We start from the raw sequence: 11,994 nt of genomic DNA, 5'->3' as shown, positions 1-11,994 counted from the left end.
ACTTCTTCACGTCCTGTCGCACGGCGAGGAGTTCGCCGCCGTGCGTTCGTGCTGTTTTTCCGACCGCAGGGGGAATCTTGCGTACACGCGCGCGTTTCATCGCAGCGGCGACGGCCGGTGCCGGAGCGGCCGCTCTCGGCATGGCTTTCAGCGCCTCGGCCGGCGCGGCGACCGCCACCGACTCGCCGCCGCCGATCGTCGAGGACTACTCCTACCCGGGCGCGGCGCAGATCCTCCAGGACCGCGCCATCAAGCTGATCAGCGGCGACGGGCACATCGTGCTCGTGGCGTGCGGCAGCCAGCCGGGCCTGCTCGAACTGCACGCCTACAACTCGGCCGACCACGACCGGGACCCCGGCCACTACTGCTTCAAGGTCAGCGGCCCGACCGGCTACCTCCGGCTGGAGGTGCCCAACGCCTACCAGCTGCTGGGCGACAACCAGCACGCGGTCCAGGCGACGGTCGAGATCAACGGCCAGACCAGCACCGTCCCGATCAGCAAGACCGGGTGGACGGGCATCGGGGAAGGCGCCGGAACGGATCCTTCGACGCTTCTGGAGCTGCGCGCGTCGGCCTGATCGGACGTTCGGAGTATGCCGTTGCGGCATCCGCCCGGGCAATTCACCCATTTCCGGCTCACGCCGCGCCGTTTTCCGTGACGTGCTTTCCCACGGGAATCGAACATTCTCGTGGGAAACGTCACACCCATTCCCGGACGGCGCCATGTCCGGCACGGGCTCGTCGAAGACGCCAGACCGTCGCGACGCACGCGCTCGCGCAGGAATCGCAAGCAAGCCCGGAGCAAACCTACGGAATCAGCCACGGTTCCCCGCAGGCGGGACCACCGGGCGGCTGAGCGTGCGCCCGTGTCTCCGGACATCCACGCAGGGCCTGGCCTGCACTCCACCACCACCACGGCGGCCGCGCGGGAACGTCCGCGCCCAGTCCACCGAACGCACCTTTCCGATGAGCGGGACAACGCTCACCGGCCTGTCACGCGCGGGCGAAATCGCCTCCACGCGAGCACATCGACCGAAGGCATCGCACTCCGGGAGGCCGGGCCGGCCCGGCGAGGCGGTCGCTGATCGCCGCGCCCTGACGGGTACCGCAGAACGAAGGGGAGACTCCGCATGTCCATCCGTCCCACCAGAGCCGTGGCAGTGACCGCGGCCCTGCTGGCCGCCGGAGTGCTGGCCGCCGTGCCCGCCGAAGCCGTGTCCGGTGGCACCGCCGCCGCCGCGGGCGCCTATCCGTACGCCGCGAAACTCACCTCCGACGGGCGGGCCTGCGGCGGCGCGCTCGTCGAGCCCGACCTCGTCCTCACCGCCGCGAGCTGCTTCCCCGAGAACCCGCAGGGCGGAGTGCCCGCCAAGGCGACCACCGCCACCCTCGGGCGGACCAGCCTCAGCGGCACCGGCGGGCACGTCGTGGCGGTCACGAACGTCGTCGTCCGCGGCGACCGGGACGTCGCGCTCGCCCGGCTCGCCACGCCGGTCACCGACATCGCTCCGCTGCCGCTCAGCACCATCCCGGTCAACTACCCGAGCGGGGACGAGACGCTCAGCCTGGCCGGGTACGGCCGCACCGAAAGCGAATGGGTGCCCGACACGCTGCACGTCGGCACCTTCAAGGCGCCGTCGTCGACGGCCACCACCCTGTCGCTCGCCGGCACGAACGGCACCGACGCCTGCAAGGGCGACGCCGGCGCGCCGATCTTCCGCGACGCCGGCGGCCGCACCGACGTCGTCGCGGTGACCAGTTCGTCGTGGCAGCACGGCTGCTTCGGGGAGACCACCACCCGGCAGGGCACCACCGCCGCGCGCATCGACGACATCGCCGGCTGGATCCGCCAGCAGACGCTCGCGCCGACGGCCAAGGCCGTGGGCCACGCGATCACCCTGACCTGGCACCCGGTGACCGGCCGCACCGGCTACCACGTGTACGCGTCGGCCACCCCGGACGTGCCGATCGACAGCGCCCACCTGCTGGGCAGCTTCGGCGAGACGTCGTACACGCACACCGGCCTGCCCGCCAAGCAGACCCGCTACTACCGCATCGTCGTGCCGACGACCGACGGGTGGACGAGCCCGCCGACCGACGTGGTCTCGGCCACCACACCGGTCTCGGCGGGCACCGACTTCACCGGCGACGGCAAGGACGACGCGGGCGCGAGCTACGACCTCACCAACGCCCGCACCGGCGTGTACGTCTGGCCGACGACCGCCTCCGGTGTGGGCGCGCCGCAGCTGAAGTGGAGCGCCGACGGCTGGGAGGCCGCGAAGGCCCGCTGGGTGACCGGCGACTTCAACGGCGACGGCCGCACCGACTTCGGTGCCTTCTACGACTACCTCGACGGCGGCTCGAACCTGTTCCTCTGGTACGCCAACGCTTCCGGCGGGTTCGACAGCCAGGGCATCAAGTGGAGCGGCGCCTTCCGGCCGCTGAACGCCCGGTTCACCACCGGTGACTTCGACGGCGACGGCCGCACGGACATCGCCGCCGCCTCCGACAACGGCAGCGCCGACCTCAGCGTGCTGACCTGGCACGCGACGGCGACCGGGTTCGACGCCCCGGTCACGCAGTGGCGCACCGGAGCGGGCAACTGGAACCTCGGCCAGTCCACCTGGCGGGCCGGCGACTTCAACGGCGACGGCCGGGCCGACCTGGCCGCGTTCTACGACTACCGCGACAACACCGCGAACCTGTTCCTCTGGTACGCCAACGCTTCCGGCGGCTTCACCGCGCAGAACGTCAAGTGGAACGGCGGCATCCCGTCCGGGAAGGCGAAGTTCGTCTCCGGCGACTTCGACGGCGACGGGCGCACCGACCTCGGTGCCGCGATCGACCTCGGCGGCGCGAACCTGACGTTCCGCACCTGGCACGCCACCGCCACCGGCGTCGACGCGCCGGTCACGCAGTGGACGAGCGGGGCGGGCAACTGGAACCTCGCCCAGTCGCAGTGGACCGCCGGCGACTACGACGGCGACGGCCGCACGGACCTGTTCGCCACCTACGGCTACGGCGGCTCGGACACGAACGTGTTCCGCTGGCACGCCAACGCCGCCGGCGGGTTCGACGGCGAAGGCGTCAAGTGGAGCAGCAACGGCACGTTCAACGCCGCCCAGTCGACCCTGTTCTGACCGTTCCACCGGTGGCGGCGTCCCGCCGGGGCGCCGCCACCGGTCCACCGAGGGGGAACCGATGCACCCACGCGGCCGAACGAGGCTCACCGCCCTGTCCGTCACCCTGCTCGCCGGCGGTCTGCTGACCGTGACCCCCGCCGAGGCCCTGTCCGGCGGCACGGTGGTGCCCACCGGCACCCACCCGTTCCTCGCCCGGATCGCCACGCCGGCCAAGGCCTGCTCCGGCGCCCTGGTCGACCCGTCCTGGATCCTCACCTCGGCGTCCTGCCTGACGGCGACCGGCTCCGGCGCCCCGAGCGAAGCGGCGACCGTCGCGGTCGGCGACGTCGACCTGAGCACCGGCGCCGGCTTCACCACGACGCTGACGAAGGTCGTGCGCCGCACCGACCGCGACGTCGTGCTGGCGAAGCTGGAGAAGCCGGCCACCGGCGTCTCGTCGATCGCCCTCGGCAGCGCGCCGCAGGCCGGGGAAACCCTGCAGGTGGCCGGCTTCGGCCGGACCGCGACCGAGTGGGTACCCGCGCGGCCGCGCGTCGCGCCGTTCACCGTCTCCGGCGTCAGCGGCTCCACCGTCTCGGTCTCCTCGGCCGACGGCACCGACGCGTGCAAGGGCGACGCCGGCGGCCCCGCGTTCCGCCTGTCCGGCGGCACCGCCCAGCTCGTGGCCCTCTCCAGCACGTCCTGGCAGCACGGCTGCCTCGACGTCACCGAAACCCGCTCCGGCGGCACCGAAACCCGCGTCGACGACCTCGGCGAGTGGATCCGGCAGCAGACCGTGCCGACGCCGGTGTCGTGCCCGTCCGGAGCCGCGATCTGGACCGCCCGCGCCGACGGCAGCCTCTGGCGCTACGTCCACCTCCGCCCGGTCGACGGCGCCGTCGTCTGGGCGCAGCCGAGGGACGCGATCGGTTCGGGCTGGACCGGCCGCGTGCTGGCCGGCAAGGGTGGCGTCATCTGGGACATCCACCGCAACAGCGGCGCGGGCGACCCGTACCCGAACGGCAGCCTGAAGCGCTGGGTGTACTCGACCACGAGCGGCTGGAGCGGCGGCGGCCAGGTCGGCAGCGGCTGGGGGCGCTACCTCACGGCCGAGTACAAGAACCGCATCGCCGTCGACGAGAACAACCGCATCTTCATGATCGACGACCAGGGGCAGCTGAAGTACTACCTCTGGGACGACACCACGGGCTGGTGGGTCAACGGCGCCGGCACCGTCCTCGACACCGGCTGGTCCCGCTTCGACTCCATCACCGCGGCCGGCGACGGCGTGCTCTACGCGCGCAAGCCGGGCGGCGAGCTGTTCCGCTTCAAGTACGACTTCGCCGCTTCGGCGTGGACCCAGCGGGACAAGGCCGTCGGCGTCGGCTGGCAGATGTTCAGCGAGATCTTCTCGCCGGGCGGCGACATCCTCTACGGCCGCGGCAGCACCGGCACCAGCCCGTTCGACGGCCGGACCGGCCCGGTGCTGCGCTGGTACCGCTACACCGACAACGTCGACACGTGGGCCCCGTCCGGCCCGGACCACATGGGCGTCACGATCGGCTCGGGCTGGAACACCGAGATCCACGTGACCGCCGCCCCGGATTCCTGCCGCCTGAGCGGCTGACCCCGTCCCGCACCGAGGAGAGAACCGATGCGTTCGCGCACCACATCGAGGTTGACGGTGGTTTCGGCCGCCCTGCTCACCGCGGCCGCGGTGAGCGCTGCCCCGGCGTCCGCCGTCTCGAACGGGGCCGGCACCGACGCCTACCCCTTCGCCGCCAAGCTGACCGCCGACGGCCGGGCCTGCAGCGGCGCGCTGGTTTCGCCGGTCTTCGTGCTCACCGCGGCGAGCTGCTTCCCCGAAAACCCGCAGGGCGGCGCGCCCGCCAAGGCCACGACGGCGCTGGTGGGCCGCCCGGGCCGCACCGCGCAGGTGACGAACGTCGTCGTCCGCGCGGACCGCGGCCTCGCGCTGGCCCGCCTGAACACCTCGGTCACCGACGTGCCGGCGGTGGCGCTGCCCGCGTCGTCGCTGGTGGCCGGGGAGCCGCTGCGGCTGGTCGGCTACGGCCGGACGTCGGCCGAATGGGTGCCGGACCAGCCGCACTCCGCCGTCTTCACCAGCGCGGCGGGTGCGGCCGGCACGCTGTCGCTGACCGGCGCGAACGGCGCGGACGCGTGCAAGGGCGACGCCGGCGGGCCGGTCGTCCGCGAGGCCGGCGGCGTCACCGAGCTCTTCGCGGTGGCCGGAGCGTCGTGGCAGCACGGCTGCGTCGGCGAGACCGAAACGCGGCAGGGCACCACGGCCCAGCGCGTCGACGACCTCATCTCCTGGATCCGCGGGCAGGTGCTCGCGCCCACCGCCAAGGGCGGCAACCACAGCGTCACCGTCTCGTGGTCGCCGCTGCGCTTGGCGGACCAGGCCACCTACACCGTCTACGGCGGCACCGACCCGCAGGTGCCCACCGACGCGGCGCACCTGCTCGGCCAGACCACGGCGACCTCGTACGTCCACACGTCGGTGCCCTCGAAGCAGACCTGGTACTACCGGGTCGTCGCCCGCCCGTTCCGGGGCAGTTCGGGCGACCCGAGCGCGCCCGTCGCCGCCACGACGACCGCCCGTTCGGTCAGCGACTTCACCGGCGACGGCAAGGACGACATCGCCACCTTCACCCGCGGCACCGCCGGCGACGTCTTCGTGGCCGGCTCCGACGGGACGAAGTTCGACGGCACGAGCGTGCTGTGGCACGACCGGTTTTCGATCGGCTCGGAGATCCCGCTCTCCGGTGACTTCGACGGCGACGGCAAAGCCGACGTGGCCACCTTCGCCCGGGGAACCGGCGCGGACGTCTACGTCGCCCTTTCCGACGGCGGCAAGTTCACCGGCAACGGCGTGCTCTGGCACGACTACTTCGCCCCGAACAACGAGATCCCCGCCGTCGGGGACTTCAACGGCGACGGCAAGGACGACATCGCCACCTTCACCCGCGGAGCCGCCGCCGACGTCTACGTCGCCCTCTCCGACGGCACGAAGTTCGTCGGCAACGAGCTGAAGTGGCACGACTACTTCGCCCCGAACGACGAAACCCCCACCATCGGGGACTTCAACGGCGACGGCAAGGACGACATCGCCACCTTCACCCGCGGCACCACCGGCGACGTCTACGTCGCCCTCTCCGACGGCACCAAGTTCGTCGGCAACGAAGTGAAGTGGCACGACGACTTCGCCTACAACGCCGAGATTCCCGCGGTCGGCGACTTCAACGGCGACGGCAAGGACGACATCGCCGTCTTCGCCCGCGGCACCGGGGCCGACGTCTACGTCGCCCTCTCCGACGGCAGCAGGTTCACCGGCAGCGGCGTGCTGTGGCACGACTACTTCGCCTACGGCGACGAGATCCCCGGAGTCGGCGACTTCGACGGCGACGGCAAGGACGACATCGCCACCTTCACCCGCGGAGCCGCCGGCGACGTCTACGTCTCCTTGTCGACCGGCACGAAGTTCGCCACGAGCTCGGCCTGGCACGGCAACTTCGCGTTCAACAGCGAGGTGCCCGTGCCCCGCGCGACGACGATCCTCTGAGCGGCTGCCCCGCCCCTGGTTCGCCGGGGGCGGGTTACCGACTTCGGTAGGTTCCGAAAATCCTTCACGGCTCTTACGTTGAACCGGTCGTCCCGTTCGGGACGGATATCCGGATCACCTGGGCCGAAGGGCATTTTCATGCGAATGTCGAGGGCTGTAGCCGCGGTCGGGGCGGCCGCCGCGGCGCTGAGTCTGGTCTCAGCGGGGGTGGCGGACGCCCAGCAGGACATCATCGGCGGGAGCACGGTTTCCTCCGCGCCGTGGGGCGCCCAGATCTACTGGAACAACGTGACGACGTACGGCGGGTTCGAGTGCTCGGGGACGATCATCGCCCCGCAGTGGGTGCTCACCGCCCGGCACTGCCTCAACTCGCCCGGCATGCACGTCAAGGTCGGCAGCGTGACGCTGCAGCAGGGCACCGACGTCAGCGTCGACCAGCAGAAGGCGTCCCCGAACGGCGACATCGCCCTGCTGCACCTGTCGACGTCGGTGAACACGACGTACATGAAGCTCGGCACCGGCAACCCGCCGACCGGCTCGACCAACCAGATCTACGGTTGGGGCCGCACGCAGGGCAGCAGCCCGCCGTCGAGCACCCTCAAGACGGCCAACGTGCGCGTGACGGGCCTGAGCTCCGACGCGTACGGCGGCACGGCGATCGCCAGCCAGGGCATCAACGGCTCGGCCTGGCACGGCGACTCGGGCGGCCCGCAGCTCTACAACGGCGCCCAGGTCGGGGTGTGCTCCACGGGCAACAACTCCGGTTCGAACCCGCAGGGCACGCAGAACTACGCGAGCATCGCCTCCAGCCGCAGCTGGATCCGCACCACCACCGGCGTCTGACGAGCCACCGGCCGCGTGCCGGCTGCCCCGGCGGCCGGCACGCGGCATACTCGCCGCATGAAGTTCCGACCGGGGGCCGGCCGGGGTCGCCGCCGGCGACGACGTCGAGGTCGAGATCGCCCTCGACACCGCACCCCGCGAACTCGAGATCCCCGCCGACCTGGCGGCCGCGCTGGCCGTCGACGACACCGCGCGCGCCCGGTTCGAAAGCCTCTCCTACAGCGCGAAGCAACGGTTCGTGCTGCCGATCGGCCAGGCGAAGACCGCGGAGACCCGGCAACGCCGCATCGCCAAGGTGCTCACCGACCTGCGCGCCGGGACCTGACTAGTCCACAATAGACGCCCGCAGCGCCGCCTTGTCCGGTTTCCCCGACGGCGCCACCGGAACCGACGGCACGAAGCTGAACCGCGCCGGCACCGCCGCCTCCCCCAGCTCGGCCGCCACCGCCTTGCGCACCTCGCCGAGGTCCGGCTCGCGGCCCGGCGCCGGGACCAGGAACGCGTGCGCCGCCTCGCCGGTGCGCTCGTCCGGCACCGCCACCACGTAGGCCTGGTCGACGTCCGGGTGCGCCGCGATCGCCCGCTCGATCGGGCCGGTGTAGTGGATGATCGCGTTCACGATCACCACGTCGCGGGCCCGGCCGGACAGGTGCAGGTAGCCCTCGGCGTCGACGAAACCCAGATCCTGCGTCCGCACCCAGCCGTCGCGCAACACCTCGGTGGACGCGGCCGGATCGCGCCAGTAGCCCGCGAACGCCGACGGCGTGCGGACCCACACCTCGCCGTCGCGCACCGAGATCTCCACCGTGTCGCACGCCTTCCCGACCGAGCCCGGGCCCTCGTCGGCGCGGCAGATCGTCAGCATCCCCGTCTCGGTCTGGCCGTACGCGTGGTGCATCGCGGGCCCGATCCGCCCGGCCGCCTCGGCGAGCTTGTGCGGCGGCACCGGCGAACCGGCGACGATCAGCCGCCGCAGCGAGCCCAGGTCGACGTCCGTTTCCCGCAGCACGTCGAGTATCTGGTGCAGCCGCGGCACGGTGGTCAGCGCCGCGGTGATGCCCAGCCGCGGCAGCACCCCCGGGAAGTCCGGCGGCCCTTGCGGGATCACCGCCGTGCCGCCCGCGAACAGGCACACCCCCAGCTGCTCGACCATCACCGCGCTGGCCAGCGAGCCGAACAGCAGGTACCGCCCGAAGCCCGCGCCCAGCCGCTCGTGCGCCGAGCCCGGCACCGGCGGCCGCCACACACGGCCTTCGGTGAGGGCGCGGTAGCTGTAGGCCACTCCCTTCGGGACGCCCGTGCTCCCGCTGGTGAACACGACCGTCGCGATGTCGTCGAGCCGCCCCTGCGGCACCGGTTCGGTGTACGGCGCCGAGCGCAGCCGGTCCACCGGCAGCACCGGGACCGCGGCCGGCCCCGGCTCGTCGGTGACCAGCGCCGCGACGTCGCCGAGGATGTGCCGCAACTGCGCCTCCGGCAGCCCGGGCCGCACCGCGACCGCGCGGGCGCCGAGCACGTGCACCGCCACCTGGGCGGCGAACCCCTCCGGCGTGACGGCGGTGGCCAGCCCGACGCCGTCGCCCGGGCCGAGGCCGGCCGCCCGCAGGCCCGCGGCGAACCGGCCGATCAGCTCCCGCAGTTCGCCGCGGGTGGTGACCCGCGAGCCGTGTTCGAACGCGGGGATCTCCGGAGCGCGCTCCAGCTCGTCCAGCAGTGCCTGCGGGTGGACCATCGCGACTCGCCTTTCGCCGGGGCGTCCCGGTCTACCCGGCGGATCTCAGAATTTCGGCAGAACCGGCCCGCTCCCGCGGAAGCGGGCGCGGCGATGGCGTGGGTAATAGTGCCGTCACCGCGACCGGCAGTTGTGCCGTTTGACCACACTGGCCTCTTTTCTAGCGTGACTTTCACACGCGCGGACCACCGCGCCAGGGGAATTCGCTTCAGGAAGGAGGTGGCCCGTCGATGTCCAGTCCGGGATTCCAGGCAGATTCCGCTGCCATGACGCGTGCCGTCCAGGGTTTCGAGGAAACCGCGACGAACGCCAAGTCCACGATGGCCAGCTTGGAGTCCGAGCTGACCGAGGCGCTGCGCAACTACAAGGGTGACCAGGCCGTGGCGTTCTGGGACCTCCAGCGCCGGCTGCAGGAGAAGATGTCCGCGGCGGTGAAGGAGCTCGACACGATGTCGCAGCTCGTGCACACCAGCCACGCGAACTACGGCCGCGGCGACGCCGACGTCCACCAGAGCTTCCAGGGGGTCGGCAACACCCTCGAGGGCTCGGGCGTGCTCCCCCGCCTCAACCCCTGACCCGAGAGGACGCCCACCATGGCCGACGTCGTCGAAATCAACTTCGCCGCGTTGCAGCACAGCTCGGCATCCCTGGCCGCCAAGGCCAAGGCGCTCACCTCGCAGCTGGAGCAGCTGCACCAGAACCTGCAGCCGATCACCGCGACCTGGTACGCCTCCGGCAGCTCCGCCGGTGACGCCGCCCGCCAGGCCGAGACGCGCCTGCGCCAGGCGACCGCGGACATCGTCGCGATCATCGCGCAGTTCGGCGGGAAGGTCGGCGAGGCGCACGACCTCCAGCAGTCGCTGGAGAACCGCAACCAGGGACTGTTCGCGGGCTGACCCGCGCCCCAGACGTCGGTCGGCCGGTGCGGGAAACCCCCCGCTCGCACCGGCCGATCGGCTTTCCCCTTCCGCGTCCGTGCGACAAGAGAGCCGGGACCCGATGCACGACCAGTCGTACTACGTCCACCTGGAATCGCTGAAGGACTTCGTGCGGGAGCTGGAGACCCAGATCCACGCGATGGCCAAACCGAACGACTTCCTGCTCACCCTGGGCGAAGAGCCGCTGCTGTTCGGCGAGTTCGGCGAAGCCGGGTCGCTGGCCGACGCCCACCGCGCCGCGGTCGCGGAGATGCAGGGCCTGCTCGACCAGGTCCGCAGCGCGATCGGGTTCGCCCAGGACGTCACCACCACGGTCGCCGACGGTTATCAGCACGCCGACCAGTCGGTGGCCGGGGACCTGCACGCCTCGGGCGCGGTCACCGGGCTGCTCGACCCGGTGCTGGGTCTGCTGGGCGGCGGGAACACGGACGGGAGCCGCAAGGGATGACGAACACCGCGCACACGAACTTCGCCGCGTACAGCCACCAGCAGCTGTACGCGATGCTGCAGGCCGGCGACCCCAACAGCGCGCGGCACGCCGCCGACAAGTGGAAGTCCGCCGCGCTGCACCTGCACGAGCAGGCCGGCAACCTCAACTCGGAGCTGACCGAGTTCAAGGATCAGTGGACCGGTGGCGCGGCCGACCAGTACCAGCGGATGATCATCGACCTCGCGAACGGCATCTCGAAGGTGGCGCAGACCGCGGAGGCGATGAACGTGATGCTCGGCGACGCCGCTGACGCGCTGGTGAAGGCCAAGAAGGAGATGCCGCCGCCGGTCGCGGTGCCGGACGTCGCCCCCGCCGACGTCGCGCTCGCGGTGAACCCGCCGCTGCTGCCGCCGGACGCATCGCCCGCCCTCGTGCAGGCCGCGGCCCAGCAGCGTCAGCAGGCCATCGCGAACGTCGAAGCGCAGCAGGCCGCCGCGAACGCCGCCGGCTCCGCGCACGGCCGGGCGATCGTCGTGATGACCGAGCTCGCCGGGGAGTACACCGCCGCCGAGGAGTCGATCCCGGCTTCGCCGAACGCCGTCCCTACGCCGGCCACGCCGCCGCCGGCCGGTGGCGGCGCGGGCAGCGCCGGTTCGCCCGGGCTCGTCGGCAACGGCATGACCGGTCCCGGCGTCGTCGTCACCCCCACCGACGGGCACCCGCTGCCCGGTGGCGGCGGCACGACGACGCAGCCGGGGACGACCGTGCCGACGTCGAACCCGCTGTTCGGCGACATGTTCACCGCCGGGCTCGCCGCGGCTTCGGCCGCCGCGTTCGGCCGGTTCGGCTCGATCATGCCGAAGGTGCCGTCGTGGGCGACCGGCAAGGACCCGAAGGACAAGAAGGAAGAGCCGCCCGGCACGAAGCTCGGCGGGGGCGGCGCCGGCGTCGAAGGCGGCACCGGCGGCGGCATCCCGATCGGCGGCGGTGACGCCCCTTCGTTCGGCGGGGGCGGCGCCGGGGTCCCGGTCGGCGGCGGGCTCACCGGTCCCGGCGAGGCCCCGGCGGCGCACTCCGGGCTGGCCGGCGACGGCGGTGCGGGCAACGCGCTGAGCGGGCTCGCCGGCGGTGCGGCCGGGGCCGCGGGCGCGGCGGCCGCCAAGGGCGCGATGCCGATGATGCCCATGATGCCGATGGGCATGGGCGGTGGCGGGGACATGGGATCCGGGCGGCGGATCCCGGCGTGGCTGGTGGAGACGGAGAACGTCTGGGGCCAGTCGGCGCCGGTCGCGCCGCCGGTCATCGGCGAAGACCCGGAAGCGTACTGACCCCGTCGTGAGGGC

Annotated in this window: 11 protein-coding genes; 10 read left to right on the top strand and 1 reads right to left on the bottom strand. The window is 72.4% G+C overall.

Annotated features, from left to right (window positions below; genetic code table 11):
* The first annotated feature begins 140 nt into the window (after positions 1-140).
* From DV20_RS17805 to DV20_RS46610, 6 genes are all read left to right on the top strand, one after another.
* Positions 141-578, top strand: a complete 438-nt coding sequence (locus DV20_RS17805) for a hypothetical protein (protein ID WP_051736033.1) — start codon at positions 141-143, stop codon at positions 576-578.
* A 552-nt stretch (positions 579-1,130) separates the two neighbouring features.
* Entirely contained in the window at positions 1,131-3,140 is a 2,010-nt protein-coding gene (locus tag DV20_RS43130) for an FG-GAP-like repeat-containing protein (protein ID WP_063607814.1), read from the top strand.
* A 61-nt stretch (positions 3,141-3,201) separates the two neighbouring features.
* Complete coding sequence (locus DV20_RS17795; RefSeq protein ID WP_051736031.1) at positions 3,202-4,749, top strand: tachylectin-related carbohydrate-binding protein; 1,548 nt, start codon at positions 3,202-3,204, stop codon at positions 4,747-4,749.
* 27 nt (positions 4,750-4,776) lie between these two features.
* Positions 4,777-6,708 carry an FG-GAP-like repeat-containing protein gene (locus DV20_RS17790; protein WP_043781624.1) on the top strand — a complete coding sequence of 644 codons (1,932 nt, stop codon included), beginning with the start codon at positions 4,777-4,779 and terminating at the stop codon, positions 6,706-6,708.
* Positions 6,709-6,846: 138 nt separating this feature from the next.
* The gene (locus DV20_RS17785) at positions 6,847-7,551 is read left to right on the top strand and encodes a S1 family peptidase (protein WP_043781622.1); all 705 of its coding nucleotides are present in this window, start codon (positions 6,847-6,849) and stop codon (positions 7,549-7,551) included.
* 115 nt (positions 7,552-7,666) lie between these two features.
* Complete coding sequence (locus tag DV20_RS46610) at positions 7,667-7,876, top strand: YdeI/OmpD-associated family protein (protein WP_084093535.1); 210 nt, start codon at positions 7,667-7,669, stop codon at positions 7,874-7,876.
* Here DV20_RS46610 and DV20_RS17775 read toward each other — a convergent pair whose 3' ends face one another.
* Positions 7,877-9,283 (bottom strand): class I adenylate-forming enzyme family protein, encoded by a 1,407-nt coding sequence (locus DV20_RS17775; RefSeq protein WP_084093534.1) that lies wholly within the window; start codon positions 9,281-9,283, stop codon positions 7,877-7,879.
* Between the two features lie 230 nt (positions 9,284-9,513).
* On the opposite strand from DV20_RS17775, the gene DV20_RS17770 reads away from it, so the two are divergent.
* The 4 genes from DV20_RS17770 (at position 9,514) to DV20_RS17755 (ending at position 11,979) form a co-directional block, all read left to right on the top strand.
* Positions 9,514-9,858 (top strand): WXG100 family type VII secretion target, encoded by a 345-nt coding sequence (locus tag DV20_RS17770; RefSeq protein ID WP_152603733.1) that lies wholly within the window; start codon positions 9,514-9,516, stop codon positions 9,856-9,858.
* A gap of 18 nt (positions 9,859-9,876) precedes the next feature.
* The gene (locus DV20_RS17765; protein WP_003057455.1) at positions 9,877-10,179 is read left to right on the top strand and encodes a hypothetical protein; all 303 of its coding nucleotides are present in this window, start codon (positions 9,877-9,879) and stop codon (positions 10,177-10,179) included.
* 103 nt (positions 10,180-10,282) lie between these two features.
* On the top strand, positions 10,283-10,669 hold the full coding sequence (locus DV20_RS17760; RefSeq protein WP_043781615.1) for a hypothetical protein: 387 nt from the start codon (positions 10,283-10,285) through the stop codon (positions 10,667-10,669).
* Complete coding sequence (locus DV20_RS17755) at positions 10,666-11,979, top strand: WXG100 family type VII secretion target (protein ID WP_043781612.1); 1,314 nt, start codon at positions 10,666-10,668, stop codon at positions 11,977-11,979. The genes DV20_RS17760 and DV20_RS17755 overlap by 4 nt, the downstream gene beginning before the upstream one ends.
* The last annotated feature ends 15 nt before the right edge of the window (positions 11,980-11,994 follow it).

The organism is Amycolatopsis rifamycinica, assembly GCF_000695625.1.
In the GTDB taxonomy this organism is placed as follows: Bacteria; Actinomycetota; Actinomycetes; order Mycobacteriales; family Pseudonocardiaceae; genus Amycolatopsis; species Amycolatopsis rifamycinica.
This window is presented reverse-complemented; position numbering and strand designations above follow the sequence as displayed.